This is a genomic window from Sphingosinicella soli (genome assembly GCF_014199685.1).
Taxonomy (GTDB): domain Bacteria; phylum Pseudomonadota; class Alphaproteobacteria; order Sphingomonadales; family Sphingomonadaceae; genus Sphingosinicella; species Sphingosinicella soli.
The window spans coordinates 59,931-86,636 of the sequence record NZ_JACHNZ010000003.1; the positions used below are offsets into that span (position 1 = coordinate 59,931).

The following is a 26,706-nucleotide window of genomic DNA, read 5'->3' on the forward strand; positions in this document are numbered from 1 at the left end:
ACAAGGCGTTTTACCCACATCGGACAGACGCATTACCCGTTCGCACCCTCTCGCACCCGTAATTCGCGTTGCGCCCGAGGGGGCAGGCCCTTCAAATCCCCCAAGGTTTGCGAGCGACGCTTCGAGGAGGTTCAGGTGCGTATTGGTGTCGATGTCGGCGGAACGAACACCGACGCCGTTCTGATCGATGGCCTCCGGATCGTCGCCACGAACAAGCAGCCGACGACCCCGGACGTCAGCAGCGGCGTTTCGGCGGCCATCCGCGCCGTGCTCGGGGACGCGAACGTCGCGCCCGCCGCGATCACGGCCGTGATGATCGGCACGACGCATTTCACCAATGCGCTCGTCGAGGCGAACCGGCTGGACCGTGTGGCGATCATGCGGCTCGCCAGCCCCTCGGGCGAGGCGTTGCCGCCGTTCACCGGCTGGCCTGAAAACCTCGCGCAACAGATCTCCAGCGAAACCTTCCTGCTGCCCGGCGGCTACGAATTCGATGGCCGCGAAATTTCTGCATTCGATGAAGGCCGCGTGCGCGCAGCGGCGCGCCGTTGCCGGGAAGGCGGCATAAACAACATCGCCGTCAGCAGCGCGTTTGCGCCGATCAATGCGGCCATGGAAGAGCGCGCCGCGCAGGTGGTCCACGCCGAACATCCCGCAGCCAGCATCAGCTTGTCGCATACGGTGGGGCGGCTGGGGCTCATCGAACGCGAGAACGGCGTCATCCTCAACGCCGCGCTCATCAGTCTCGCACGGCATGTCGTGGCCTCGCTCGAACGCGCGCTCGGCGACCTGAAGCTCGCGGCGCCGCTCTTCATTTCGCAGAACGACGGCACGCTGATCTCTGCGGAAGATGCGGCGCGCTATCCGGTCATGACGATCGGCTCCGGCCCCACGAACAGCATGCGCGGCGCCGCTTTTCTCACCGGCATCAACGACGCGATCGTGATGGATGTGGGCGGAACCACCTGCGACATCGGCGTGCTTTCAAAGGGCTTCCCGCGCGAATCCTCAATTTCCGTGGATATCGGCGGGGTCCGCACCAATTTCAGAATGCCCGACATCCTCGCGATGGGTCTTGGCGGCGGCACGCGCATCCACCTCGATCCGGCGCGCTACATGGCCGATGCGCTCGTCGAATCCGATCTGCGGATCGGGCCGGATTCCGTGGGCTACCGGATCCTGCAGGATGCGTTCCTGTTCGGCGGGCAAACGCTGACGGCTAGTGATGTCGCCGTGGCTGCGGGGCGCACGCGCTTCGGCGATGCTTCATCCATCCCTCCGCTCAGCGCGACCGTGCAGACTGCGGTCTGGCACCGCATGCAGGCGATGTTCGCCGAGGGCGTCGATCGCATGAAAACGGCGCAGGGCGACGTTCCCATCATCGCCGTCGGCGGCGGGCATTTTCTCATCGACAACGATCTCCCCGGCGCCACGCAGGTCTTGCGGCCTCCGCATGCCGCCGTCGCCAATGCCGTGGGCGCCGCCATTGCGCAGATCGGGGCGCAGCTCGAACAGATCGTGGACTACGATTCCGTGCCGCGTCACGCAGCCCTCGAACGCATGCGCGAAGCCGTCATGGCGCGTGTCACGGCCAATGGCGGTCAGACGGACAGCATCCGGATCGTCGATATGGAGGAGGTTTTTCTGAGCTATCTGCCGGGCCGGTCTGCACAGGTACGAATGAAAGCCGTCGGCGATCTCGCTGAACCCACCGCGCCTTCCATGGGCACCGCGGTCGCGGGGGTTCGCCATGCGCATTGAACGCGCGATGCTGGCCGATCTGGCGCGCGGCGCGGGCTTTCTCGGCTCCGGCGGCGGCGGCGATCCCTACTACAGTCTGCTCCTGGCGGAGGCCGCGCTGAAGCGGCGCGGCCCTGTCGAGCTGATCCCGCTCTCCTCGCTCGTCGACGACGCGCTCGTCGTTCCCTGCGGCTGGATCGGCGCGCCGACCGTCTCGGTGGAAAAACTGCCGAACGGCCGCGAGGCGGTGGCGGGATTGCGTCGGCTGGAGACGATTCTGGGCCGCCGTATCGATGCTGTCCTGCCCATCGAAATCGGCGGCGGCAACGGGCTTGCGCCATTCGTAGCTGCGGCGGATATGGGCGTGCCCGTCGTCGATTGCGACGGCATGGGGCGCGCCTTCCCGGAATCGCAAATGGCGATCTTCAATATCCGGGGCCTCAGCGCCTGCCCATCGGTCGTCACCGCCTCCTGCGGCGCGCTTACCGTCATCGAAACCGACGACAATCTCGCGCACGAACGTATCGCTCGAAGCCTTTCGGTTGCGCTCGGCGGTATCGCGCACATGGTCGAATATCCCCTTTCCGGCGCGCAGGCGCGTGCACACGCCATTGCAGGCAGCGTCAGCGCGGCAATCGCCACGGGCGCCGCCATACGCGAGGCGCGCGCCGCCCGGCAGGATCCCTTCGAGGCCCTTGCCGAAGCCCTTCGTGCAACCGGACTGTACCCGCATTGCAAGACGCTCTTCGACGGCAAGATCGTCGATCTGGAGCGCGAGACGCGCGGTGGCTTTTCCGTCGGAAACGTCATAATCGACGGCTTCGGAGGGCAAGGGCGCATGGAGATCGAATTTCAGAACGAGAACCTGATCGCCCGACAGGACGGCAGGATCCGCGCGATGGTCCCCGATCTCATCACCATCATGGACCGTGAAACCGCCGACACGATCACCACCGAACGCCTGAAGTACGGCCAGCGCGTCAAAGTGGTCGCCGCAGCGGCGCCCGCGATGCTGCGGGAAGAGTCGGCGCTGCGTTTCGTCGGACCGCGCGCCTTCAGGCTCGGCACCGATTTCATCGCGCTCGAAAACCTCGACACCGCGGAGACGAAATGAGCGGCGGGCACAGCGATGCCCATGCCGGCGGACCGCTGCCGGAAAACCTGACCGTCGCGGGATGGCGCGTCGCGCTCATCATCACCAGCTTCACCTTCTCGCTGCCGGGCTTCCTGAACGGCGCCCAGACCGGCCTCGCGCTCGGGCTCGACCGGGCCGTTCTGGCCGCCCTGCTCGCCGGTCTCATCCTCTGCGCCGGCGCGTGCCTCACAGCGGTCATCAGTGTCCGCACACGCTTGACCACCTACGTTCTCGTGCAGCGCTCGTTCGGTCTGAAGGGCGCGGCGCTGGTCAACATCGTGATCGCGATCGTTCATTTCTGCTGGTTCGGCGTCAACGTGTCGTTCTTCGGCGATGCGATGGTGGCCGCATCGAAGGAAGGTTACGGGATACCCGGCGATTTCGGCACGTTCGTCATCATCGGCAGCGTGCTCATCACGATTTCCACCATCTACGGTTTCCGCACGCTGGACCGCCTGGCGATGGTCGCCGTGCCGCTTGCCGGCGCCATTCTGATCGCGGTGTGCGTCACCGCCGTCAGCGCAGGTCCGGTCGATCTCGCGCCCGTCGCAAATCCGCCGACGCCGATGAGTTTCGGCATCGCGCTCTCCGCCCTCGTCGGCGGCAACATGCTCACGGTCGCCGCGATGCCGGACCTGTCGCGCTTCATCCGCACCCGGCGCGGCGCCATCGGCGGCATGCTCCTTTCCTTTCCCCTTGCCGCGCCGCTCTTGATGCTGATATCGGCGCTGATCGCGCTTGCGACCGGGCAGACGGACATCATGCAGATCGTCGTCAGCATGGGTTTCGGCATTCCGGCGCTCGCCATGCTGCTGCTCTCGGTCTGGACGATCAATGCGCTCAATCTCTATTCGGCCGGGCTTTCGATGGCGGCGACGTTTCCGAACGTGCGCCACTGGATTTTCATCGTCGGCGGCGGCGCGATCGGTTGCACGTTCGCGCTGCTCGGCATCATCAATTCCTTCATTCCGTTCCTCGTGATGCTCGGCCTCATCATTCCGCCGATCGCCGCGATTTATGTGATCGACGGCTTCACGCGCTTTGCGGGGACAGACAGCGAGACGCCGCCCGCGATCGTCTGGCCCGCCGTCGGCGTGTGGCTCGGCTCGCTCGCCGTCACCATCCCCGCGATGCGCATGGGGCTGTCGCTCACGACCGTTCCCGCGCTCGACGCCACGCTCCTCGCTGCGGGCAGCTACGGCCTTCTGCTGTGGTGGAAGCGGCGGTGATCGCCGCGCTCGACGCGCACGCGCAGGCCGCCCTCGTCCGCAGCGGCGAAGTGCCGCCGACCGCACTCGTGGAGGCCGCGATCGGCCGGATCGAAGCGATCGATCCTGCGCTCAACGCCGTCTGCCACCGCGCCTTCGATCACGCGCTTCAAGCCGCGCGCATGGTCGAAAGGGCCGCGCCGATGGCGGCGGTTCCGTATCTGCTCAAGGCCTCGCTCGAATATCCGGGATTTCCGATGCTGTCGGGCTCGCGGACGCGAACGGGCGCCGTGGGCAGGACCGCCTACCCCCTCGCCCGGCGTCTGGACGCAGCCGGGCTGGTGCCGTGCGGCATCTCGACCATGCCCGAATTCGGCCTGCTCGGCACGGGCGAGGCCCTGCTCTACGGCCCCACGCGCAACCCTTGGGATTTGGCCCGCAGCAGCGGCGGCTCCAGCAGCGGCGCAGCGGTTGCGGTCGCCGCGAACATGGTGCCGCTTGCGACAGGCAGCGACGGCGGCGGCTCGATCCGCATTCCCGCCGCGCACTGCGGCATCATCGGCTTCAAGCCGAGCCGTGGCTGGAACGTCCGCGCCCGCGCCGCGAGCCTGATCGACGATCTTCTGGCCTCCGACGGCCTCCTTGGCCGCTCGATGCGCGACACGATCTGGGCCGCGCAGTTCCTCCGCACGCAGCCGCCGGGCGAAACCGCGATCGCCCGCCCGCTGCGGATCGCGATGTGCCTCACCGGCCTCGACGGCCTCCCGCCCGACCCCGCCATCGCCGAAGTGATCGGCAAGGCCGCGTCGCTGTGCGAGACACTCGGGCACCACGTTGAGCCGCGCGAACTGCCGCTCGATCTCCCCGCGCTCGGCCGCGCGTTCGACATTCTGTGGAGCTACGGCGGCGGCGACGTCACGGACCTTTGCCGGGCGCGACTGGGCGCGGAAGCAGATGCCCTCCTCGAACCCTGGACCCTCGGCCTCGCGCGCCGCCGCGACAGTTTCACAGCCGACGATCTCGCCGCCGCGCTCACTGCGATTGCCGGGGTCGACCGTCAGCTCGAAGCGTTCTGGCAGGACTACGACCTCGTGCTCGGCCCCGTCACCAGCAGCACGCCGCCGCCGCTCGGCGTGCTCGCGCCCGACCGCGATTTCGATGCGCTCTGGAACGATCATTTCCGCCATGTGAACTACACCCAGCTTCAGAACATGGCCGGCTACCCCGGCCTGTCGCTGCCGCTGTTCACGGCGTCCGGCGGCCTCCCGGCAGGCGCGATGTTCTGGGCGCGCCAGGGCGCCGACGACCTTCTGCTCGCGCTCGGCACCGCGCTGGAGGAATCCCTGCCCTGGGCAGATCGCCGACCACCGACAGGAGACAGTATCTGATGCGTTCGCACCCCGTAGCCATCGCCTTTGCGCTCGCCATGCTCTCCGCCCCGGCTGCCGCAGCCGAACCCGCGTCGGTCCCCTATGCCATGCCCGAAACCGAAACGTGGGACATGACCTCGGCCGACGGACAGGCGTTCCGCATCTTCGTCTCACGCCCCTCCGCGCCAGCGCCCGAGGGCGGCTATCCGATCCTCTACGTACTCGACGGCAACGCGATGTTCGCGGGCTTCGCCGAAGCCCGCCGCATCCAGAGCTTCGGGAGCAGCGGCATCGACAAGATGATCGTCGTGGGCGTCGGCCACCCCGGCGAGCAGATCTACGACGGGCGGCGCATGTTCGATTTCACCGCCCCGATCGAGACCCCCGCGCTGAAGCAGGCCTACGCCGGGCATCAAAGCGGCGGCCGCGACCGGTTCGTGAAATTCCTGCTCGACGAGCTGCGTCCCGCGATCGGGCAGCGGTATGCGGTGAGTCCGTACTGGCAATCGCTCTATGGCCATTCGCTCGGCGGCCTGTTCGCGCTCCACGTGCTCTATTCCCGGCCCGGCGCGTTCCGCACGATCATCGCGGCGAGCCCGTCGATCTGGTGGGATAACCAGTCGATCCTGGCCGAAGAGGCGGCGTTCAGGGCGCAGATCGAAAAGACCCCCGGCACCGGCAAGGCGAGCAGTCTGCTGCTGATGGCGGGGGAACGGGAAGACGAAGGCAATATCGCGGGCGACACGAAGGCGCTCGCAGAGCGCATGGCCGCGCTTTCCGGACAAGGCCTGCGCAGCGACTTCATCATGCTGGACGATGAAACCCACATCTCGGTGCCGAGCCGGTCGGTCACCGCGACCCTGCGCGCCGCCGCGCGCCAGCGTTAAACGACTTCTCTCAGGGCGCCTTCGCGGCGCCCAGTTCCGTCAGGTTCCCGAACACCGGCTTTCCTTCGAACAGCGTCACCATCACCTTCGCCGTGCCGATGTCGAGGGGCGCGAGCGTGAAGATGTCGCGGTCCAGGATGATGAGGTCGGCGCTCTTGCCCGGCGCGATCGATCCGGTCAGCGTCTCGAAACCGTTCGCATACGCCACATTGATCGTGTGCGCCCGAATTGCTTCTTCCAGCGTGATCGCCTCACCCGGCAGCAGCGGCGGCGATGCGGTGTCCTCGTAATTCACGCGCGTCACCGCGACCTGAAGGCCATGCAACGGGTTCGCCGTCGCCACCGGCCAGTCCGCGCCGTAGGCGATCATGCCGCCGCCCGAAACGACGCCGTGCGCGGGATAAATATACTGCGACCGCACCGGGCCCACGGCCTGCTTGGTGAGGTCCATGTAAGGATAATTGCTCGACCATGTCGGTTGCAGCTGCGCGATCACGCCCAGCGCGCCGAAGCGCGGCTGATCGGCGGGGTCGATGATATTGAGGTGCGAGACCATCGGGCGGTTGGCGGTGCCGTTCTTCTCGATCGCTGCAGCGAAGGCATCCAGCGCCACGCGCGTCGCGCGATCTCCGATCGCGTGGACATGCGGCTGCAAGCCCTCCTTGCCGAGCGTGGTGATCGCCTCCGTCAACGTCTCGGGGGGGATCTGCAGCGGCCCGCGATGGTCGCCCGCATGCGCATAGGGCGCGATCATCGCTGCGGTCTGCTGCGGGATCACGCCATCGACATAGAATTTGACCGATTTCGCGCTGATCCCCCATCCGGCGGCGCGCTCCGAGGCCGCGACGATGACGGGAATCTGTTCGAGCCCGCGCTCGTTTTCCCATTTGAACGCCAGCGACACATGCGCCGTCAGCGCGCCGCGATCCTTTACAGCGTGATAGGCGGCCAGCGTTTCGCTCGTTCCGTCTGCCGTCAGATCGATTCCCGCATCATGCCAGTTGGTGATGCCCAGGCTGTTGAAATGGTGCGCGACATAAACAATCGACTGCTGCAACTCTTCCGTGCTCGGCTTTGGGATCAGCTTGCCCACCAGCCCCATCGCCGCTTCCTGCAGCCCGCCCACCGGTTCGCCCGTCACCGGGTCTCGGTCGATATGCCCGTTCGCGGGATCGGGCGTGTCTTTCGTGATGCCCGCAATCTCCAGCGTTTTGGAATTTACCCAATAGGTATGCCCGCCGATGGATTCGAAGATCAGCGGCCGCTGCGTCGTCACCGCATCGAGTGCTTCCTTGCGCGGCACGCCTTTGGGCGGAAACAGCGCGTCCTGCCAGCCGACACCGTAAACCGGCGCATCGCCGGGCGCGGCGGCCACGCAGGCCGTTATGATCCGCTGGTAATCTTCCAGCGTCTTGCCCTCGTGCAGCGAGCAGCGTGTGTAGGCCATGCCGCCGAATACGGGGTGCACATGCGCGTCGCCGAACGCCGGCATCAAAAGTCGCCCGCCGAGATCGACGGTGCGTGTACCCGCCCCGTTATAGGCCTGAATGTCCTTCATCGATCTGACAGCGACGATCTTGCCTTCGTCGATCGCCACCGCCTCCGCCCAGGGCTGCGCCGTCTCCACCGTATAGACACGGGCATTCGCCAGGATCAGGTCGGCAGCCGGTGTTTGCCCCGTCTGTCCCGCACAGGACGCCAGAAGAACCGCACCGAAAGCGGCGGCTCCCCGCTGCAGGAGAGTGTGGGAAGACGTCGTCATCAGAATACTCGCGTTCAAAACGATGTCGGGAGCGCGACCGTGCCGCGCTCCCGAAAGGTTGACTAGAACTTGCGTGTGATCGACGCCAGCAACGTGCGATCCTTCGCTGCCGTGCACAACCCGTGGGTCGGGGCGAGCAGCGAACAGAGGTCATAGTATTTCTTGTTGAACAGGTTGCTGGCGTTCACCGAAGCGACCCACTGGCCGCCGGTTGCCGAAATCATGGCATCGACCAGTGTCACCGACGGTGTCAGGAAGGCCTGGCCCGCGTCGATCTTGTTGCCGATATGGCGCACACCCGCGCCGGTGCGTACCTGCCAGTCGTCTCCCACCATGAACGTCTTCGATCCCCAGATCGAAGCGAGCTGCCGGGGCTGCGCCGCAAGTCGGTCGCCCTCAACCAGCGTAGAGCTGGACGCGATCACCTTCGCATCGATGTAGCTGTATGATGCCGTAAGTTCGAAGTTTTCGGGCATGCGCACGACCGCTTCAACCTCGACACCCGTCGACCCGACGGACCCGCCCTGGATGAAGTTCTGGATGTTGCCCGGATCCTGCGAGATGTAGTTCGATTCCTTGATGTCGAAATAAGCGACGCTGAGCAGCGCGCCGCGCATCGGTTCCCACTTCACGCCGCCTTCGTACTGGCGCGCGGTGCGGGGCGCATACGGGTTTCCGAAGAAATCGCCGCCCGGAACCGGCAGGAAGGATTCGGCGTAGTTGAAATAGGGCGAAACCCCTTTCACCACCTCGGCGATAATGCCGCCGCGGAACGACCATGCCGTCTGCGAAAGCTCCGACACGCCGTTGCGCTTCGAGGTCGCCTTGTCGCGGCGCAGGCCGAGCACGACGTGCACACGGTCGGCGTAGCTCATCTGGTTCTGAACATAGAAGCCGAGCTGCGTGCTCTTGTAGTCGAGGAAATTGAACGCGCCGAAATCGAACGGCACGCCATATTCGGGATCATAGATGTCGATGGGCGGCGGTGCCGGGAACGGGAAGAAGTCGAGATACGAGAAACCCTCGTCCTTGCTCTGCTTGAACCAGGTGTAATCGACGCCGAGCAGCACCTTGTGTTCGATCGCGCCGGTCGTGAAATCGATGGAGATGTTGTTGTCGCTGTTGAAGACCTTGCTCTTCTCGTAGTTCACGTAGAACTCTCGGCGAAGCAGCGTTTCCGCTTCGTCCTCCCACGGCTCGGCTGTGTAGTTGGCGTAGACCTCCTTGTAGTCCGTATCCATGTGGCTGTAGCGCGAGGCACTGCGGAACGCGATCGCGTCATTGAACCTGTGCGAGAAGATCAGCGCGGCGGACGCATATTCGGTGTCCATCCCGTTGAAGCCGGGTTCGCCCTGATAGAAGTTGAACTTCACCCGCTCCGCCTCGTTCGGCGCGAGAAGCGACTTGAAAATCGGCGCGTAGCCGAGCGAGCCCTGCTTGTCCTTCTGGTACAGGCCGATCAGCGTGATGTCGGTGTTCGGGCCGGGCTGGAAACGCAGCGACGGGTTGATGAGCAGGCGGTCGTCCGGCGTGCCCCACTGCGTCTTGCCTTCGCGCAGCACACCCACGAAACGCGCCGCAACGCCTTCGGCGAGCGGCCCGGTGATGTCAATCTGGCCCTGGATGCGGTCGTCGGTGCCGACGATGATGCCCGCCTCGCCGCCGAATTCGAACTGGGGCAGCTTGCTGACTGCATTGAGCACGCCGCCGGGGCCGCCCGCGCCGTAAAGCACGGATGAAGGCCCGCGCAGCACTTCGGCGCGTTCAAGCGTGAAGGTTTCGAGGCGCGCGCCGTAGATGAAATCGGGCATCCGCTTCAGCCCGTCGAGATACTGCGCCGCGTCGAAACCGCGCGTCAGCACGAAATCGCCGCGCGAATCGACGCTGTTGTTGGAGGCGACGCCGGCGCTGTAGCGATAGATGTCCTGGAAATCGACGACCGTGCGATCCTGAAAATCCTGGGCGGTGACGACACTGATCGACTGCGGCACTTCGGTAAGCGGCGTGTCGGTCTTGGTCGCCGCCACGGCACGCTCTGCCGTCACGATGATGCTGTCTTCATCGTCGACCACCTGCGCAAGCGCAGCCGCAGGCAGCAGCGCCGCGCAGCTTGTTGAAAGCAGCGCCAGTCGGAACATCGACGTTATCGAACCGGAATTTTGAACCGTGCGTGTCATGGTTACCCCCTTTGTTTCATCAGCTGCGAATTGCCGGACGCGTGTGTCTGTCTATCCCCGGCTCCTACATCACACATTCAACAACAGTCTTGGCACCCTGCGAACGGCTATTGAGGGTAATGAGACGCAAAGACGGGTAAGGAAAAAGACCCGCCCCCGGGTAGCGGCTTGTCGCCGCGCAAATGGCAGAGTTCTCACGTTTTCTGACACCAACGTTTACCCGGTTGGCGGGGCAGCTTACCCTTTCGTCACGTTGCGGTCGGCGCCTCGTAACGGCACCATGCTACCGCCATGACATCTGAAACACAGCAGCCCCGCCGATCGGTTCGAAGCCGGATCGTGAAATATCATCGCTGGCTCGGCCTCGGCGCCGCGCTGTTCTGGCTGGTCCAGGCCATCACCGGCACGATGCTCAGTTTTCACTTCGAACTGGAGGATGCGGCGCTCACCACGGCGCATCGGCCTACCGATCCGGCCGCGATTGAACGGACGATCGACGGTTTCGCTTCAGCTGGGGGGAATGCCGGAGTCACATGGATATGGACGACCGCAGGGCTTCCCGATCGCTACATCATCCTGTTTTCCGATCCCGGCGGCACGATGCGCAAGGCCTATATCGACGGCGCCGGCGATGTCCTGCGCGATCGTCGGGCCGATGATTACAGTTTTCTGGGTCTGATGCGCGAGATTCACCTGACGCTGGTGGCAGGCACCTTGGGCCACTGGCTCCTGGCCGTCTCCGGGCTGCTGCTCGTAACCAACCTGATCTTCGGGGTCGTCACGGCCTGGCCGCGGAAAGGCCAGTGGCGCAGCGTCTTGAAGCCCGTCGGAACGGCGGGAACCCGTGCGGGCCTCTATTCGTGGCATCGCGCCGTAGGCATGTGGGCAGCCGCTCCCGCGATCGTGATCGCGGCGACGGGGACGCTCATCCTGCTCGAGCAGCCGCTGCGCGATCTCGCCGGCGTTCCCGATATCACGCTGCCCGCCAACCCGCCGGCAGGCCCGGGCGTCGGCTTTGCCGCGGCCTCACGCGCGGCCGTGGAGGCCATTCCCGGCAGCCGCTTCGTGGGCACCGCCTTCCCGTCGGCGGAGGATGCCAGCTATTATGCCTGGGTGCGCGCGCCCGGCGAGCTTTATCGCGGCGGATACGGCGGCAGCCTCGTCATCGTCGACGCCAACACCGGCGGCGTACGCGGCGCCTGGCCCGCCACGGAGGCTGATCCCGCCCAGGCCGCCATCGGCGCCTTCTACCCGCTTCACACGGGCGAAAGCCTCGGCACGCCGGGACGCATCATGACGATGACTGTCGGTCTCTGGCTCACCGTCACCATCCTTCTCGGGGTCACCCTGTGGCTCCGCCGCCGTCCGACCGCGCGGGGCTGAGCCTTCAGATCACACCCTCATCGTGCAGGCTGGTCATCTGCGGCCGGCTCATCCCAAGAATATCGCCGTAGATCTCCTCGTTGTGCTGGCCAAGCTCCGGCCCCGCCCACGCGACCTCGCCCGGCGTTTCGGAGAGTTTGGGGAAGACGTTCTGCATCCACAGGTTCTGAAAGGCCGGGTGCTTCACCTTGATGATGGCCTCGCGCGCTTTGAAGTGCGGGTCTTCCAGCATGTCGGACGCCTTGTAGATCTTGCCCCCCGGCACGCCGTGCGTTTCAAGGTGTGCCAGCAGATCGCCGCTGGACCATGTCCGTGTCCAGGCATCGATCATCGCGTCCAGTTCCACTTGATTTTCGCCGCGCGCATGGTGCGTGGCGTAGCGCGCGTCGCTGCCCAGTTCCGGCCGCCCCATCGCTTCGGCCATGCGTTTCCACACGCTGTCCTGATTCGCGGCGATCAGGATTTCGCCGTCCTTCGTGGAATAGACGTTGGAAGGCGCGACCTTGGGCAAAATCGCCCCGGTCCGCTCGCGCGTGAACCCGGCTTCGGTATATTCGGGAATGGTCGATTCCATCATGGCCAGCACCGCTTCATAGATCGCGGAGTCGACCACCTGCCCCTGCCCCGTCCGGTTGCGGTGCTGCAGGGCCATCAGCGCGCCGAGGCAGGCGAACGTCGCGGCCAGCGAATCGCCGATCGAAAGGCCGACGCGACTCGGCGGCGTAGATGGATCGCCCGCGAGGTTGCGAATTCCCCCCATGGCCTCGCCGATCGATCCATAGCCCGCGCGCGGCGCGTAGGGGCCGGTCTGGCCGAAGCCCGTCACGCGGATCATGATGAGGCCTGGGTTCGTGGCCGAGAGTTGATCGTAGCCCAGATTCCACTTCTCCATAGTCCCGGCGCGAAAATTTTCGAGCAGGAAGTCCGATTTCGCCACGAGCTTCCGCACGATCTCCTGCCCGCGCGGATCGCGCAGGTTGAGCGTGATGCTCTTCTTGTTGCGCGCCACGACCGGCCACCAGACCGGCTTGTTCCGGCCCCACTCACGCATCGGATCGCCCACGCCCGGCGCCTCGATCTTGATGACCTCTGCGCCGTGATCGGCCATCAGCTGTCCGCAGAAAGGCCCGGCGATCAGTTGCCCCATTTCGACAAGTCGCAACCCCTGCAACGCACCAGACGCCATTCTTCACTCCTTCAGACCCTCCGGATCGGCAGCCGCCGATCCGGAGCGCATTCATTCAGAACTTGTAGGACAGTTCCACGCCATAAGCGCGGCGGATACCCGGGGTCAGGAAGTCGCCGCCGAATTCCGGCGCCGGAATGACCTCCGCCGCATACTTCTCGTTGAACATGTTTTCGGCAAAGGCGCTGACCGCCCAGCTATCCGCCTTCACACCGACGCGCAGGTTGAAGATGCCGTACGGGTCGCGCTGCGAATTCTTGAAGTTCGCCGCGAGCCCGAAGATCGTCGGTACGGTATTGTCCTGCACTGTATGGAACCAGGTTTTGCCGGTAATGCGGTAATCGGCGCGCACCAGCAGCGACAGCGCATCGCTGAGCGGTGCGTCGATCTGGCTTCCGATGTTCAGCGTGTAGTCCGCCGTGTAGGGAGACTTATTTCCCTCAGTATACGGCCGCGCGTCGTTCCGCTTGATCTTGCTGTCGGTCACGTTGAACGAGCCGAACAGCGACCAGCCGTCGATCAGGCGGAAGCTCGCCGAACCTTCGGCGCCGTACAGCTCCACCTTGTCGATGTTGGAGACGACGCGCAGCAGACCGAACGGCCCCACGAAGAATTCGAAGAACTGCATGTCCTTCACGGTCGTGTGATAGCCCGCGAAATCGAACGTCAACCGCCCGTCGAGCGCTTTGCCCTTGATCCCGGCCTCGAACGCGCTCGATCGTTCCTTGCGGTAATCGTCGAAGATCGAAAGGCCGGACGAGATCGTCGCGTTGAAGAAATTGTCGATCACCGCCTGCGAGCCGCCGTTGTTGAACCCGCCCGATTTGAAACCGATACCCCAGTTCGCAAACAGCGAAAGGTTCGGGCTCGCCTTGTAGCTCAGCGTGATCTTGGGCTGAAGCTGCTTGTAGGTCTGGCTACGGTCCGCGAGCACCCCGCTCGGGTTGTACACCGGATCAAGCCCCGGGTTCAGATAATAGTTCGCGGGCGTCAACGCCGTGCCGTTCGGATTGCCCGTGAGCTCGTTGCCGACCCAGCGCGTCAGGCGCCCTGTGGGCACGTTGTTGCTCGTGCTGCGATCTTCGATGTCATAGCGGAGCGCAAGGCCGACCTTGAAGGCTTCGGTCACATCGTAATCGACCGAGCCGAATGCGGCATACACCTTGGTTTTGAAATCGTCGTCCACGAGCGATTCGGTGCGGTTCGTCGGATCGGTCGTGTAGCATTCGCGCACGACGCCCTGCCCGGTATCGAGACCGAGATTGATGCAGGTCCGCCGATCGAGCGTCAGGAAATACCCGCCGAGCTGCCAGCGCAGCGAATCCGTCTCTCCGACGAGCCGAAGTTCCGCGCTGAAATCCTCCTGATTGCGGCGCTGATACTGCGTTCCGTCGCACGATGCGGGCGAGTAAGGTTGCGAACTGACGAACGCCCCGCCCAGATAGGTTTCGTCGAACGGCGCCTGATTGACGACCGGCACCGCCCCCACCGACGTCGCGGCGCAGGTGGATTCGTCCGCGAAGAACCCGAAGGCGCCGCTCGTGCCGTCGGCATAAAAGTCGTTCTTGATGTTGCTGTAGGCGACATAGCCGATCAGATCGACAGCCCCCAGCGACTGGGTGAAGCGCGCCGACGCCTCGATGGTTTCCTGCGTATTCAGCGGATCGATATTCGGCGTGAAGATGAACTTGTGATCGTTGATGTCGATATTGAACGCCTGGTCGGCGCCCTCCAGCGCCGGAATCTGGAACGCCGCGTTGAATGCGATCGCGCCGCTGCGAACCTTGCCGTAGCGCGCCTTGAGATCGATTTCGGTATCGTCGCTCGGCGTGAACACAAGCCGCCCGTTCACGTTCCAGCGCTCGTAATTGTCCATCGAGTCGGCTTTGGTGCTGTTGCCGGGATAGAGCGTCGTGTTCAGATCGGTCGGCAGGAAGATGTTGCGGAAATAACCGTCGCCCCGGCCGTAGTCGCCGTTGATGACGAAGCCCACGCTGTCGCTCAGCGGACCCGCGATCAGCGCGGCGGCGTCCACCGTATTGTTGTTGCCGTAGCTCAGGCGTGCGCTGCCTTCCAGCTCCGCGCCCGGCTTCTTGGTGGTGATGACGACGGCGCCCGCAGCGGCATTGCGGCCGTAAAGCGCACCCTGCGGACCCTTCAGCACTTCGATCTGCTGCACGGAGCCCTGATCCTGGTTCAGCGACGACGTGTTCGATTTCTGAACGCCGTCGACAACCAGCGCGACGTTGCTTTCCGCGTCGCGCGCGCCGTTGATGCCGCGGATGTTGATCTGCGTATCGGCCGCCTCGACATTGCCGGTCACGATCGTGACACCGGGCGTCAACTGCACGAAGTCGGCGGCGACGCGCGCGCCCGTGTTCTCGATGGTTTCCGCCGTCAGCACCGAAACGGCTGCCGGAACGTCCTGAAGCCTTTCATCGAAACGCCGTGCGGTTACTACGATCTCACCCGGAAAAGGCGTATCGTCTGCGGCTGCGGCGGCCTGTTCCTGCGCGAAGGACACCGCCGGATCGGCGAGCATAATCGCGAAAGTGGTCGTCAGACAGGTTGCGAGCTTGAGTTCAAACTTTGTCATCGTTTCCCCCTTTGTCCCTTCGGTTGTCATTGCCTTCAGCGCTCCCCGGCGAACCTTTTTTGTTGACGTGAACTGTTACGCGGAATGCCGTTTGATCCATTGTTTCGAAATGATGATGCGCTGCATTTCATTGGTTCCCTCGCCGATGCACATCAGCAGCGAATCCCGGAAATACCGCTCGATCTCGTATTCCTTCGAATAGCCGTAGCCGCCGAAGATCCGCATCGCCTCCTCGGAATTGCGCACGGCAGCTTCGGATGCGAAATACTTCGCCATGCCCGCTTCCATGTCGCAGCGCTCGCCGCGATCGTAGGCTTCGGCGGCGTCCATCGTCAGCAGCCGCGCGGCACGCGCACGCGTCACCATCTCGCCGATCTTCAGCTGGATTGCCTGATGCTCGCAGATCGGCTTGCCCATCGTCTGGCGCACCGTCGCATATTCGGTTGCGTGGCGCAGCGCGCCTTCGGCAAGCCCGACACCGCGCGAAGCCACGTTGATGCGCCCCAGCTCAAGTCCGCCCGCCACCTGCAGGAAGCCCTTGCCTTCCGCGCCGCCGATCAGGTTCGCGGCGGGAAGTCGGTAAGTGTCGAAAATCAGCTCGGCGCTGTCGATCGCGTTGTAGCCGAGTTTCTTGATCTTCTTGCCGACCTCGAAGCCGCTGAGCTTGGGCGCGATGAAAAGGCTCATGCCCTTGTGGCGCGGCTGCGCGGCGGGATCGGTCTTCACCAGCAGCGCGAAGCAGCTGCCGTGGATGCCGTTCGATATCCACGTCTTGGTGCCGTTGATGACGTAATCGTCCCCGTCGCGAACCGCGATCGTGCGGATCGCCTGCAGGTCGGTGCCCGCATTGGGTTCGGTCAGCGCAAGCCCGCCGCGAATTTCACCGCTGGCGAACTTCGGGAGCCATTCCATTTTCTGTTCGGGCGTTCCGAAACGCTCGACCGCAGCCGCCAGCATCAGGTGCGAATTGAAGATGCCGGTGATCGCCATCCAGTACGACGATATCTTTGCCACGATCTTCACATAGGTCGTCGCGGGCAGACCGAGCCCGCCGTATTCCTGCGAGATCGTCGCGCCGAACAGCCCCATCTCCGCCATCTGGTCGACGAGCTTTTCGGGCCATTCATCATTGTGATCGTGGTGCATCACCACGGGCCGCACCTCCTTGTCGATCCAGCGATCGATGGAATGCAGCAGCACGGCCTCTTCTTCGGGGGCAATGGTTCTGATGGTGTTGTCGGACATCTATCCTGTCCTCAATCGTCAGCCGGGCCGAAGCCCTGCTTCCACACGAGGATCGAGCGTTCGAAGGTGCAAACAATGTCGCCCTTCTGGTTCTTTCCGGTCGTCTTCACGGTGACGATGCCCTGCTGCGGCCGCGAGCCGGACTCGCGCTTGCCGAGCACTTCGCTTTCGCCGTACAGCGTGTCGCCGCAGAACAGCGGATGCGTCATGCTGATGTTCGTCCAGCCGAGATTGGCCACGGCCTTCTGCGAAACATCGCTGACACTCATGCCGACAAGAATGGCGACCGTCAGCGGCGAGCAGACCAGCGGCTTCCCGAACTCGGTCTTGGCGGCATATTCATAATCGAAATGCAGCGGATGCGTGTTCATCGTCAGCAGCGTGAACCACACGTTGTCCGCATCGGTGATCGTGCGGCCGGGCCGGTGCTCATAGATATGCCCGACCTCGAACTCTTCGAAATAGCGGCCGAAGCTCTCCCGGAAACGCCCCGGCGCAACCTCGATGACACCCTTACGCATTGCGGCTTTCTCCAAATGCGACGAGACGCTCCAGCCGGCGCATGAACGGCGCCTCCAGCATCCGGCCCTTGAACATGACAGCCTGCCCGCCCGCGTCCGCGAACGCCCGAAGCGCGTCACGCGCGTCCTCGATCTCCGACGGTTGCGGGCGCATCCTGTCCTGAATGATCTGCACCTGCGCCGGGTGGATCGCGGCCTTTGCGGAAAAGCCCATGCTCTTCGCGCGGCGCGCCTCCTCGGCAAGTCCTTCCGGATCGGCGATATGGATGTACGGCACGTCGATTGCGGGAACGCGTGCCCGCGCGCAGGCGAGGACGAAGTGTCCGCGCGCCGCCGCGAGCGGCTCCCATTCGAGCGCGACGCCCAGTTCAGCGGAAAGATCGCCGCCGCCGAACATCATCGCCGCCACCGCGTCGCTCGCCGCGATCTCCGCCGCCGCGGCAAGGCCTCTCGCGGTTTCAATAAGAGGGATGATTGCGGATGCGCCTACCGCCTGCAACGGCGCAAGCTCGCCCACGCTTTCAACCATCGGCACCAGCAGCAGCGGCAGCGGCCCGGCATCCTTCAGCGCCAGCAGATCGCGCAGCCCCGCCTCCGTGCGCATACCGTTCACACGCACGGCGATACGCCCCGGCGGCAAGCCGGGAAGCGCGGCCATCACAACCGCGCGCGTCTCGTCCTTGGCGGCAGGCGGAACCGCGTCCTCAAGATCGATGCAAACCAGCTCCGCGCCCGTCGCCAGCGCCTTTTCAAAGCGTTCCGGCCGGTTTCCCGGCACGAACAAAAGGCAGGAGGCGGCGCGTTCCATCAGTGCTGCGCGTAGAATTCGAACAGGCGCTGCGAGAATCGACTGCGCTGGTCCTTGCCGGCAAGCACGTGCGCGGCGCCTTCCATCACGAACCCGGTTGCATTGGGCAGCGCCTCCTCGATCGGCTTGGTCGTGCGCGGGCCGGTGATGGTGTCGAGCGGCGCGTGCATGATAAGCGCAGGGGTCTGCACCTGCTTCAGGTCTTCGATGACATCGTAGTCGATGCTGGCGTCGATGAAGCGCGCGTGCGTGTCGATCTTGCCCTGCAATTCGCGCCACGGGCCCTGCGGCCCGATCAGGCGATCCGCGTTGGCGTTGTAATAGTCAGCGCTGAACGAATAGGCGCACACGAGCCGCTGGAATGTCGCCCAGCCGGCATCGCGGTGAATGTCCAGAAACAGCCGCAACTGGTCGGCCAGCAGCGGATCCATCGTTGCCCAAGCCCCGGTATTCACCAGCGTCCGCGCAAGGTCCGGCCGCACGATGGCGATCTGCTGGCAAACGCACGCACCGATGCCGACCATGCCGAGCAGGTGGACGTTTTTCAGACCCAGCGCATCGAGCACCGCGATCGCGTCGTCGGCATAGACGCGCATGGATATCGGCGTCTCGGGATTGTCCGTGGAGTCCGCAAGCCCGCGATAATCCATCAGGATCACGCTGTGGCGGTCAGTAAGGCCGAAGGGCAGGCCGGCGCTGTTGCCGTGGCAGAACGTCCCCCAGCCGCCGAGGCAGAGAACCGGGTCGCCTTCGCCGACGACTTCGTAATGGATCATTGCGCCGTCGGGGCGTTTGAGTTCAGGCATCTTCACGCTTTCCACTGATCGCTTGAATGACCTCGTCGAGGCCCAGGACGTCGGCGTAGCGGCGCCCGACGTCGGCAAGGTTCGCCTGATGCGCGCCGATCTCCTGATCGCCGCAGCAGGGCTCCGGCACCATCACGCGGTAGCCGTATGAAAACGCGTCGACGATCGATGCGCGCACGCAGCCGCTCGTCGTGCAGCCGGTCACGATCACCGTGTCCACGCCCTGCCGCGTCAGGAAGGTCTGCAGCGGCGTGCCGAAAAAGATCGACGGCGCGCCTTTGATGAAGTGAAAGTCCGAAGGGTCGGCGATGCGCGGATCAAGCTCCATGCCCGCGTCGCCGTAGAACATGTCCTTGTAGACCGAGCTGACCTTCCAGTGCGCCATATCGCGCGGGCTGTTCCAGCCGACGCTGCACGCCGCGACCGGCACGTCGTTGGCGCGGGCGATCTTCAGCAGCCGCGCGGTATTCTCCACCGCCTGATCGACATGGCCCGACCGGCCCATCGGGTAGGCGCTATCGGTGAACGACCGCTGGAAATCGACAACGAGCACGGCGGATTTCCGTCCGAAGCCGATATTGCCCTGGTCGCCGTAACCGGCTGCGGAAAACCCGTTCATGCCTCACTCCGCCGCTAAGCGCTGCGGCATCGGCACCGGCTCGCCGCGCTTGCTGAACCATGCGGTCGCGATCGGCGAAGGCACGGGATCGACCGGCGGCTGCAGACCCGTTTCCGCGAAACAGCTGGCGCGCAGCTCCGCAATCGAAGGCCCGAATTCAAACGCATCCACCTGCGGGCGGCTCCGGCGCATCTCGGCACGCAGCGTCTCGGTCGCCTCGCCGTCCACCACGCCGCCTTCGGAAATCACCACCCCGTAACGCCGCGCGCCCTCCGGGCTGACGAGGCCCGCTTCCACATCATAGGCAACGGCTTCGATCTCGCGTTCCAGCGGATCACCCCACCCGCCGCCGCCCCACGTGTCGAAGATCAGCCGATCGCCGGGCTGCACGAAGATATGATCGATCTTCGAAGGCAGGATCGTCTCCTCGCCGCCCGCGCGCACCAGAAGCTTGCGGCTGCGCTTGCCCGGCTGTCCCCCCTTCACGCCCCACGGATAGGTCAGCCAGCGGTCGTCGTGGATGGAGATTTCGCCCTCCACGTCGAACACATATTCGGTGCGCACGCCATTGCCGCCGCGATGCTTGCCCGCGCCGCCGGTATCGATCAGCGATTCGAAGCGATCGATGCGGATCGGGAAATAGGCCTCGATATATTCGTTCGGCACATTGCGGAATTTCGGCCACAGCGAATGCCCGTCCGGCCCGTCGCCGCCCGGCTTGCCGGGGATGCCGCCGAAGCCGATCTGGAACAGCAGGAACCAGTCGTTGCTCGTGTTGAAGCCCGAATACATGAAGTGCGGGCTGTCGGAGAATCCGGCGGCAACGAGGAAGTCCGGGTTTGCCGAACCGAAGAGCCCACTGATGATATCGAAGATACGCCCGAGCGCGTGCGTCCGCCCGTTGAGCGCCGCAGGCGCGATCGGGTTCAGCAGCGTCCCCTTGGGAATGCGCACGTCGATAAGATCGATGTAGCCGTCGTTGAGGACGATCTGCGGATCGTACACGTTCACCATGAACTGCCCGCAGAACATCTTGAACATGCGCTCGTTGAGCAGGAAGTTGATACAGCCCGCCGATTGCGGATCGGTGCGCGAGAAATCGAAGATCAATTTATCGCCTTCGCGCCACATCTCGCAGCCGAGCTTGTAGGGACCGTGGCCGGTGGCATCGTCGCAGATCCAGTCTTCGAACACGACCTTCTTCTCGGGCATCGTCGAAACGATAAGCGCACGCATCGCCTCGCGGTTGCGCTTCAGAAGCTGGTCCTGCGCCGAGCAAAGAACGTCCGGGCCGAAACGATCGGCCATCTCCACGAGCCGCGCCGCGCCCGTCCGGCATGCCGAAAGGATCGCGAAGAAATCCGCCTCGTTCCAGTCCGGCGTGCGCGTGTTGCGCATCGCCATGCGCAGCAGATCCTTCTGCAATTCGCCTTTGGAAACGATCTTCACCGGCGGGATGACGATGCCTTCCTGCAACAGGTCGGAAGACGTCACCGGCATCGAGGCGGCCGTCATGCCGGAAATGTCCGACATATGCCCGAACATCGCCGTCCAGCCGAGCAGGCGCCCGTCGTAGAACACCGGCATGCAGAACAGCCAGTCGTTCAGATGGCTGATTGCGCCCTGGCAGGCATAGGGATCGTTGGTCAGAAGAACGTCACCCTCGGAAACCTCCCCGTCATAATTGTCGACGAAGCCGTCCACCGGCGATCCGAACTGCCCCGCAAGCATCATGCCTTCGCGGTTGGTCAGCACCGGGAAGCCGTCGCGCTGTTCGCGGATGATCGGCGAGATCGCGGTGCGGAACAATATCGCGTCCATCTGCACGCGTGCGTTCTGGAGCGCGTTCTCGATGACATCGAGCGTGACCGGATCGACATCGACCGTGGGCCAGGGCGTCGTGTTGGTTTCGATGAGCTTTGCCATCTTGTGCCTCCAGTTCTCAGCGGTCGTCGCGGATGAGCAGATTGCCGACGGTGTCGACCGTCGCGTGGCTGCCGGGCAGGATGAGCGTGGTGGAATCAAGCTCGGTGACGATGGCCGGGCCATTCACGCGATCCCCGGCGAGCAGCTTGCGCCTGTCGTAGATCGTCGCCTCGTGCCACGCCCCGCTGTCGAAGACCCGCGTGCTGTGAACGGCGGCGCGCGCCGGGTCGCCGTCGCCTTCCGCCAGCGTGTTCTGGCCCACGTCCGCGCCCGGTCCCTGTGCGATGACGCGCAGGTTGACCAGTTCCTTCCCCTTGTCGAGGCTGAAGCTGAACATCTGCTGGTGCAGATGATCGAACCGCTCGGAGGCCTTCGCGAGGCCATGCTCCGCAAACTCGGCGGGCGGCAGCGAGACCGTGATATCCGCCGATTGTCCCGCATAGCGCAGGTCCACCTGATAGACGATCTCCTGCGCGTCCTCGGCTATGCCCTCGACATCGAGCGTGGCGCGAACGCGCTCCTCAAGCTCGTCGAGAAGCCCCTGCAATTCGGCCAGATCGATCCCTTCGACCGGGCGGATCATGGTGCGCGCCGCCTCGTCGCGCAGCCGCGTCGTCGCATCGCCCACCGCGCACAGCACGCCGGGCCCGCGCGGCACGATCACGGGCCACGCCTGCAACAACCGCCCGAGCGCATTGGCATGCAGCGGCCCCGCGCCGCCGAACGCCATCAGCGAGAAGTTGCGCGGGTCATACCCCTGCTCGACCGAGACGAGCCGCAGCGCGCCGAACATGTTCTCGTTGACGATGCGGACGATACCTTCCGCCGCCGTCTCCAGCGTGAGGCCGAGCGCATCGGCGATCTTCTGCACCGCCTGCTGCGCGAGATCGCGGCGTATGGTCATGTCGCCGCCAAGCCGCGCATCGGCAGGCAGATAGCCGAGCACGACGTTGGCGTCGGTCACGGTCGGCTCCGTGCCGCCCTTGTCGTAGGCGGCCGGACCCGGGACTGCGCCTGCCGACTGCGGACCGACACGGAGCGCCTTGGTAAGCTCCGGCACGGTCGCGATGGAGCCGCCGCCGGCACCCACCGTGCGCACGTCTACCGAGGATGCGCGAACGATCACGTCATGCACCACCGTTTCGCGGCGCACCTGCGCCTCGCCGCCCTCGACAAGGCAGACGTCCGTCGATGTGCCGCCCATGTCGAAGGTGATGATGTTCGGGAAACCCGCCTGCTTCGCGACCCAGATCGCGCCCGCGACACCGCCCGCAGGGCCGGACATCAGCAGATTGACCGGGAAGTCCGCCGCCGACGCCGCCGTCGCAAGGCCACCGTCCGAACGCAGGATCGAGAGCTTCACCTCGCCGGTCGTGCGCGCCTCCAGGTTGGTCTTGAGGTTGGAGACGTAGCGCGACACCACCGGCTTCACGAACGCGTTGGCCACCGTGGTGATCGCGCGCTCATATTCCTGCATTTCCGGCAGCGTGTCGGACGATACGGAGATCGAAATGTCCTGAAGCTCCTCGCGGACGATCGCCTCCACGCGCTTCTCGTGCGCGGCGTTCACATAGGAGTTCATCAGCGAGATCGTGATGGAGCCGACGCCGCTGCCTTTGAAGCGCTGAAGGTCCGCGCGCAGGCGGGCCTCGTCGAGCGGGCGGATGACTTCGCCGCGGGCGCTGATCCGTTCGGAGACTTCCAGCGTGTGCTTCAGGGCCGCCATCGGCTTGCCCTTCACGAAGTTGATCCATCCCGAAAGCGCGCCGGGCACGAAGCCGCGCGCCAGATGCAGAACCTGCCGATAGCCTTCGGTGACGATAAGCCCGACCGACGCGCCGTTCCCGGTCAGCACCGCATTCGTCGCGACCGTGGTGCCGTGCATCACATGCGTGATGTCCGCCATGTTCAGGCTGTTTTCGCGGCAGGCCTTCTCGATCCCCGCGATCACCGCTTCCGAAGGATCGGCCGGCGTCGAAGGCACCTTGGCCGTGTAGGTCCGGCTGGCCCCTTCATCGAGCAAGAAAATGTCCGTGAACGTCCCGCCGACATCCACTCCGACCCGAAGACCCATGCCACTCCCTCCACTCGCGAAACGGATTTCGTCGCGCCGCGCCCTCCCCAGGGCTTGGCCGCACATGTCGCGCAGCCCGTAAGCTGACAAAGGGGGGCATGCAGGTCAATGAAAAAGTTCGAACTTTTAATTCGATTAGTTTGATTTATTGAATTGTTGTGCGTTTCGAGCCAAGTACGAACCACGCACGCAGGCGAGCCTCGCGTCGGCGAAGGAGAACGGAGTGAACAAGGTGAGCGCCGCACGACGCCCAAGGCATGAAGGGGTCTATGCCGATCTGCGTGAGCGCATCGATTCGGGCGAATTCGCCGTGGGTTCACCCTTCCCCACCGAGGTGCAGTTGTGCGCCGAGCTCGGCGCGAGCCGCTACGCAGTGCGCGGCGCTCTCCAGCAGCTCGAAGAGGAAGGCCTGCTCAGCCGTCGGCGCGGCGCGGGCACCACCGTGCTGCGCCATAGCCCGATCCAGACGTTCAGGCATGCCGTCGGATCGCGCGCCGATCTTCTGCACTACGCGCACGCCACGCACATGCGGTGGGAAGAACGGGAGCGCCTGAATGCGGATGGGCAGCTTGCGCGCCTTCTGGGCTGCGACGAGATGCGCGAATGGCACAGCATCCAGGGCGTGCGCTTCGACGATCACAACATGCCGCTGTGCATCGTGCGTGTGTACATCGATGTGACGCGGGCCACGCTGCCTCCCGATATCGAGTTCGGCGACGAGCCCGTCTACGAATGGCTGGAACGCGAGGTCGGCATCAAGCCGTTCGGCCTGTCTCAGGATATCCGCGCCAAGATGCTGACCCCCACCGAAGCGAACAGGCTCGGCGAGCCGATCGGCGTCTCCGCGCTTCAGATCATCCGCCGCTATTTCGATGCCGGCAACAGCATCTATCTGATTTCGGTGAACACCTTCCGTTCGCGCGATTTCGTTTACAACATGCGCCTGGAATTGAAGGACTGAGCTTCAGCCTCGCGCCCAGCCCCCGGCGCGGATCGCGGCGCCGTCCGCATCCAGCGTCGGCGCGCGCAGATGCACCTCGCCCGGCTCGTCCGCGAACTTCACCGGCGTACCGACCACGCGGCCGCCGATCCCGTCATCGATCAGCATCTCGCGGGCGGCGGCATGCGGGTGGTCGAACCCTTCCGCCATGTCGAGCACCGGCGCCCAGCTGACCTCCAGGGTCGGCAGGAACGCGCTCCAGTCGTCGAAGTCGCGCGCCTTGAAAATCTGCCGGAGTTCCCCGATCAGCTGCTGCTGAACCGGCCCCGGCTCGGCCTCCGCAAGCGGGATCAGCTCTTCCCGGCCGAGTGCCGTGAGCAGCGATGTCGCAAACTTCATTTCGCGGCCCGTGAGCGCGATGAAACGGCCGTCGCGCGTCTCGTAGAGATTGTAGAAGCCCGAGCCGCCGATCGACCTGTGCATCTGCGTCGTCGGCGGCAGGCCGCCCGCAAGCACGGGGCCGGAAAGATGCGCCGTCCACGCCATCAAGGCGTCGTACATCGAGGCGTCGACGATATCGCCGCGCCCCGTCGCGTTGCGGCGGTGGAGCGCCATCAGCACGCCCACAAGCCCCGTCAACGCGCTCCCCATGTCGGCGGACGGCAGCCCCGGCACTACCGGACGTCCATCGCCGTTGTCGTTGATCGCCAGAAAGCCCGTATAGGCCTGCGCGCCCATGTCGTGGCTCGCCTTGTAGGACAGCGGCCCGGACTGTCCGAACGCGGACAGCGAACAATAGATGAGGCGCGGGTTTCGCGCGCAAAGCGTCTGCGCATCGATCCCCAGTTTCGCGGCGACACCGGGCCGGAACCCTTCGACGAACACATCGGCCTCATCCGCCAGACGGAGCAGCACCGCCAGATCCTCCGGTTTCTTCAAGTCCAGCACGATGCTGCGCTTGCCGCGATGGACGTTCTTGAACCAGATCGAGAGCCCTTCGGCGTCATACGGCCCGAAGGCGCGGCTCGGCTCGCCGCCCGGCGGTTCGATGCGAATGACGTCCGCGCCGTGATCGGCCATGATCTGCGTCATCACCGGCCCCGGCAGGAACATGCTGAGGTCGACGACCTTGATCCCTTCAAGCTTCACGGTGCGTCCCTTCAAAGAGCCCGCGCAGCGCCGGACCGTCGGCATCCAGCCCGGGCGCGGCGCGCTGCACCAGACGCGCGCCGCCGAAACGCAGCGGGTTGGCGAACATCCGCAGCGTGCGACCTGCGGGGTGCGGCACGTCCTGCACCATGCCGACCTCGGCCACGAACGGATTGTCGATCGCCCCGTCGAGCGATTCCACGGGCGCCGCCGGAATCTGGCCTTGCAGGATCTGCATCCATTCCGCGCGTGTCCGGGTCAGGAACACGGCGTCCAGCACATCGGTGAGCACATCTCGGTTCTCGCGGCGGCTGGCCAGATCGGCGAAGCGCGGGTCGGCGCCAAGCTCCGGCCGACCGATCAGCCGCACGAGGATTTCCCAGAACTTCTGGTTCATGCAGCAGATGTAAAGCCAGCCGTCAGCCGTCTTGTACAGTTGCACCGGCACCGTTGAAGGGTGCGCCGAACGCGGCGTCTGCGGCGTGATGACGCCTTCGTTCAGATACCAGGTGCCCTGATAGGCGAGCTGGTGGAGCGCCGCATCGAACAGCGAGACGTCCACATCCGTGCCGATGCCGCCGCGCTCCGCGCCCCGGATCGCGCTGACGAGGCCGAACGCCATCATCATGCCGGTCATGTAGTCGACCATCGAAAGCCCGACGCGCGTGGGCGGGCTGCCGGGGTCGCCGGTCAGCGCCATGAAGCCCGCCTCGGCCTGCATCAGGAAATCATAACCCGGCCAGTCGGCGCGCGATCCGGTGCGGCCATAGGCTGAAATATGGCCGCAGACGATGCGCGGGTTCACCGCCGAAAGTGCCGCATAATCCAGCCCCAGCTTCGCGGGCAGGCTGCCGCGCAAATTGTTCACGACCGCATGCGAGTCCGCGACCAGCCGGTGCAACAGCGCCCGGTCGATGTCGGCCTTCAGGTCGAGGATCAGACTGCGCTTGTTGAGATTGAAGCACTGGTAATAGAGGCTGTCGGCCTCACCCAGCGTCAGCGGCCCGGTCTTGCGCGCATAATCGCCCTCCGCGCCTTCCACCTTCACCACGTCGGCGCCGAGATCGGCAAGGAACATCGTGGCATACGGCGCGGCGCCATATTGCTCGAAACTTATGATTTTCAGGCCGTCGAGTGGCAACGCGGTCATGAGCCCTCCCCTTAAGGCGGCGGA

20 protein-coding genes are annotated in these 26,706 nt (G+C 64.8%); 7 read left to right on the top strand and 13 right to left on the bottom strand.

Going from position 1 to position 26,706, the window contains the following annotated elements; all coding sequences use genetic code 11:
- Window positions 1-135: 135 nt before the first annotated feature.
- From GGQ98_RS02335 to GGQ98_RS02355, 5 genes are read left to right on the top strand one after another with little or no spacing between them, the layout of a single operon-like run.
- Window positions 136-1,761 (top strand): hydantoinase/oxoprolinase N-terminal domain-containing protein, encoded by a 1,626-nt coding sequence (locus GGQ98_RS02335; RefSeq protein ID WP_184064531.1) that lies wholly within the window; start codon window positions 136-138, stop codon window positions 1,759-1,761.
- Complete coding sequence (locus GGQ98_RS02340; RefSeq protein ID WP_184064534.1) at window positions 1,751-2,854, top strand: DUF917 domain-containing protein; 1,104 nt, start codon at window positions 1,751-1,753, stop codon at window positions 2,852-2,854. Before GGQ98_RS02335 ends, GGQ98_RS02340 begins: the two co-directional genes overlap by 11 nt.
- Window positions 2,851-4,104, top strand: a complete 1,254-nt coding sequence (locus GGQ98_RS02345) for a cytosine permease (RefSeq protein WP_184064537.1) — start codon at window positions 2,851-2,853, stop codon at window positions 4,102-4,104. Before GGQ98_RS02340 ends, GGQ98_RS02345 begins: the two co-directional genes overlap by 4 nt.
- Window positions 4,101-5,471 (top strand): amidase family protein, encoded by a 1,371-nt coding sequence (locus tag GGQ98_RS02350; protein WP_184064540.1) that lies wholly within the window; start codon window positions 4,101-4,103, stop codon window positions 5,469-5,471. The genes GGQ98_RS02345 and GGQ98_RS02350 overlap by 4 nt, the downstream gene beginning before the upstream one ends.
- On the top strand, window positions 5,471-6,340 hold the full coding sequence (locus tag GGQ98_RS02355) for an alpha/beta hydrolase (protein WP_184064543.1): 870 nt from the start codon (window positions 5,471-5,473) through the stop codon (window positions 6,338-6,340). The genes GGQ98_RS02350 and GGQ98_RS02355 overlap by 1 nt, the downstream gene beginning before the upstream one ends.
- Window positions 6,341-6,350: 10 nt before the next feature.
- On the opposite strand, the gene GGQ98_RS02360 is transcribed toward GGQ98_RS02355, so the two are convergent.
- The gene (locus tag GGQ98_RS02360) at window positions 6,351-8,102 is read right to left on the bottom strand and encodes an amidohydrolase (protein ID WP_184064545.1); all 1,752 of its coding nucleotides are present in this window, start codon (window positions 8,100-8,102) and stop codon (window positions 6,351-6,353) included.
- Window positions 8,103-8,164: 62 nt separating this feature from the next.
- Window positions 8,165-10,279 (bottom strand): TonB-dependent siderophore receptor, encoded by a 2,115-nt coding sequence (locus tag GGQ98_RS02365; protein WP_184064548.1) that lies wholly within the window; start codon window positions 10,277-10,279, stop codon window positions 8,165-8,167.
- Between the two features lie 291 nt (window positions 10,280-10,570).
- On the opposite strand from GGQ98_RS02365, the gene GGQ98_RS02370 reads away from it, so the two are divergent.
- Window positions 10,571-11,662 (top strand): PepSY-associated TM helix domain-containing protein, encoded by a 1,092-nt coding sequence (locus GGQ98_RS02370; protein ID WP_184064551.1) that lies wholly within the window; start codon window positions 10,571-10,573, stop codon window positions 11,660-11,662.
- Window positions 11,663-11,666: 4 nt separating this feature from the next.
- Here the strand turns inward: GGQ98_RS02370 and GGQ98_RS02375 are convergent, their stop codons facing one another.
- The 9 genes from GGQ98_RS02375 to GGQ98_RS02415 form a co-directional block, all read right to left on the bottom strand.
- Window positions 11,667-12,848 carry a CaiB/BaiF CoA transferase family protein gene (locus tag GGQ98_RS02375; RefSeq protein WP_184064553.1) on the bottom strand — a complete coding sequence of 394 codons (1,182 nt, stop codon included), beginning with the start codon at window positions 12,846-12,848 and terminating at the stop codon, window positions 11,667-11,669.
- A 55-nt stretch (window positions 12,849-12,903) separates the two neighbouring features.
- Window positions 12,904-15,444 carry a TonB-dependent receptor gene (locus tag GGQ98_RS02380; protein ID WP_243451638.1) on the bottom strand — a complete coding sequence of 847 codons (2,541 nt, stop codon included), beginning with the start codon at window positions 15,442-15,444 and terminating at the stop codon, window positions 12,904-12,906.
- A gap of 75 nt (window positions 15,445-15,519) precedes the next feature.
- Window positions 15,520-16,689 carry an acyl-CoA dehydrogenase family protein gene (locus GGQ98_RS02385; protein WP_184064556.1) on the bottom strand — a complete coding sequence of 390 codons (1,170 nt, stop codon included), beginning with the start codon at window positions 16,687-16,689 and terminating at the stop codon, window positions 15,520-15,522.
- 11 nt (window positions 16,690-16,700) lie between these two features.
- Window positions 16,701-17,210, bottom strand: a complete 510-nt coding sequence (locus tag GGQ98_RS02390; protein WP_184064559.1) for a MaoC family dehydratase — start codon at window positions 17,208-17,210, stop codon at window positions 16,701-16,703.
- Window positions 17,203-18,018 carry an HpcH/HpaI aldolase/citrate lyase family protein gene (locus GGQ98_RS02395; RefSeq protein ID WP_184064561.1) on the bottom strand — a complete coding sequence of 272 codons (816 nt, stop codon included), beginning with the start codon at window positions 18,016-18,018 and terminating at the stop codon, window positions 17,203-17,205. The genes GGQ98_RS02390 and GGQ98_RS02395 overlap by 8 nt, the downstream gene beginning before the upstream one ends.
- Complete coding sequence (locus GGQ98_RS02400; RefSeq protein WP_184064564.1) at window positions 18,018-18,824, bottom strand: alpha/beta fold hydrolase; 807 nt, start codon at window positions 18,822-18,824, stop codon at window positions 18,018-18,020. The genes GGQ98_RS02395 and GGQ98_RS02400 overlap by 1 nt, the downstream gene beginning before the upstream one ends.
- Complete coding sequence (locus GGQ98_RS02405; protein WP_184064567.1) at window positions 18,817-19,443, bottom strand: isochorismatase family protein; 627 nt, start codon at window positions 19,441-19,443, stop codon at window positions 18,817-18,819. The genes GGQ98_RS02400 and GGQ98_RS02405 overlap by 8 nt, the downstream gene beginning before the upstream one ends.
- 3 nt (window positions 19,444-19,446) lie before the next feature.
- On the bottom strand, window positions 19,447-21,369 hold the full coding sequence (locus GGQ98_RS02410) for a hydantoinase B/oxoprolinase family protein (protein WP_184064570.1): 1,923 nt from the start codon (window positions 21,367-21,369) through the stop codon (window positions 19,447-19,449).
- Between the two features lie 16 nt (window positions 21,370-21,385).
- A complete protein-coding gene (locus GGQ98_RS02415) occupies window positions 21,386-23,443 on the bottom strand; it encodes a hydantoinase/oxoprolinase family protein (RefSeq protein ID WP_184064573.1) in 2,058 nt (685 codons plus the stop codon).
- A gap of 223 nt (window positions 23,444-23,666) precedes the next feature.
- On the opposite strand from GGQ98_RS02415, the gene GGQ98_RS02420 reads away from it, so the two are divergent.
- Entirely contained in the window at window positions 23,667-24,404 is a 738-nt protein-coding gene (locus tag GGQ98_RS02420; protein WP_184064576.1) for a GntR family transcriptional regulator, read from the top strand.
- A 3-nt stretch (window positions 24,405-24,407) separates the two neighbouring features.
- Here the strand turns inward: GGQ98_RS02420 and GGQ98_RS02425 are convergent, their stop codons facing one another.
- Together GGQ98_RS02425 and GGQ98_RS02430 are read right to left on the bottom strand one after the other, a co-directional pair.
- Window positions 24,408-25,532, bottom strand: coding sequence for a CoA transferase (locus tag GGQ98_RS02425; RefSeq protein WP_184064579.1), 1,125 nt, complete (start codon window positions 25,530-25,532; stop codon window positions 24,408-24,410).
- Window positions 25,522-26,682 carry a CaiB/BaiF CoA transferase family protein gene (locus GGQ98_RS02430; RefSeq protein ID WP_184064582.1) on the bottom strand — a complete coding sequence of 387 codons (1,161 nt, stop codon included), beginning with the start codon at window positions 26,680-26,682 and terminating at the stop codon, window positions 25,522-25,524. Before GGQ98_RS02430 ends, GGQ98_RS02425 begins: the two co-directional genes overlap by 11 nt.
- Window positions 26,683-26,706 lie beyond the last annotated feature (24 nt).

What these genes read in the sequence shown, in the direction of transcription:
- GGQ98_RS02355 (WP_184064543.1), top strand. Translation starts at nt 5,471, where the DNA reads ATGCGTTCGCACCCCGTAGCCATCGCCTTTGCGCTCGCCATGCTCTCC.
- GGQ98_RS02395 (WP_184064561.1), bottom strand. Translation starts at nt 18,018, where the DNA reads ATGGAACGCGCCGCCTCCTGCCTTTTGTTCGTGCCGGGAAACCGGCCG.
- GGQ98_RS02410 (WP_184064570.1), bottom strand. Translation starts at nt 21,369, where the DNA reads ATGGCAAAGCTCATCGAAACCAACACGACGCCCTGGCCCACGGTCGAT.
- GGQ98_RS02365 (WP_184064548.1), bottom strand. Translation starts at nt 10,279, where the DNA reads ATGACACGCACGGTTCAAAATTCCGGTTCGATAACGTCGATGTTCCGA.
- GGQ98_RS02380 (WP_243451638.1), bottom strand. Translation starts at nt 15,444, where the DNA reads ATGACAAAGTTTGAACTCAAGCTCGCAACCTGTCTGACGACCACTTTC.
- GGQ98_RS02430 (WP_184064582.1), bottom strand. Translation starts at nt 26,682, where the DNA reads ATGACCGCGTTGCCACTCGACGGCCTGAAAATCATAAGTTTCGAGCAA.
- GGQ98_RS02360 (WP_184064545.1), bottom strand. Translation starts at nt 8,102, where the DNA reads ATGACGACGTCTTCCCACACTCTCCTGCAGCGGGGAGCCGCCGCTTTC.
- GGQ98_RS02400 (WP_184064564.1), bottom strand. Translation starts at nt 18,824, where the DNA reads ATGCCTGAACTCAAACGCCCCGACGGCGCAATGATCCATTACGAAGTC.
- GGQ98_RS02345 (WP_184064537.1), top strand. Translation starts at nt 2,851, where the DNA reads ATGAGCGGCGGGCACAGCGATGCCCATGCCGGCGGACCGCTGCCGGAA.
- GGQ98_RS02370 (WP_184064551.1), top strand. Translation starts at nt 10,571, where the DNA reads ATGACATCTGAAACACAGCAGCCCCGCCGATCGGTTCGAAGCCGGATC.
- GGQ98_RS02405 (WP_184064567.1), bottom strand. Translation starts at nt 19,443, where the DNA reads ATGAACGGGTTTTCCGCAGCCGGTTACGGCGACCAGGGCAATATCGGC.
- GGQ98_RS02375 (WP_184064553.1), bottom strand. Translation starts at nt 12,848, where the DNA reads ATGGCGTCTGGTGCGTTGCAGGGGTTGCGACTTGTCGAAATGGGGCAA.
- GGQ98_RS02340 (WP_184064534.1), top strand. Translation starts at nt 1,751, where the DNA reads ATGCGCATTGAACGCGCGATGCTGGCCGATCTGGCGCGCGGCGCGGGC.
- GGQ98_RS02390 (WP_184064559.1), bottom strand. Translation starts at nt 17,210, where the DNA reads ATGCGTAAGGGTGTCATCGAGGTTGCGCCGGGGCGTTTCCGGGAGAGC.
- GGQ98_RS02415 (WP_184064573.1), bottom strand. Translation starts at nt 23,443, where the DNA reads ATGGGTCTTCGGGTCGGAGTGGATGTCGGCGGGACGTTCACGGACATT.
- GGQ98_RS02385 (WP_184064556.1), bottom strand. Translation starts at nt 16,689, where the DNA reads ATGTCCGACAACACCATCAGAACCATTGCCCCCGAAGAAGAGGCCGTG.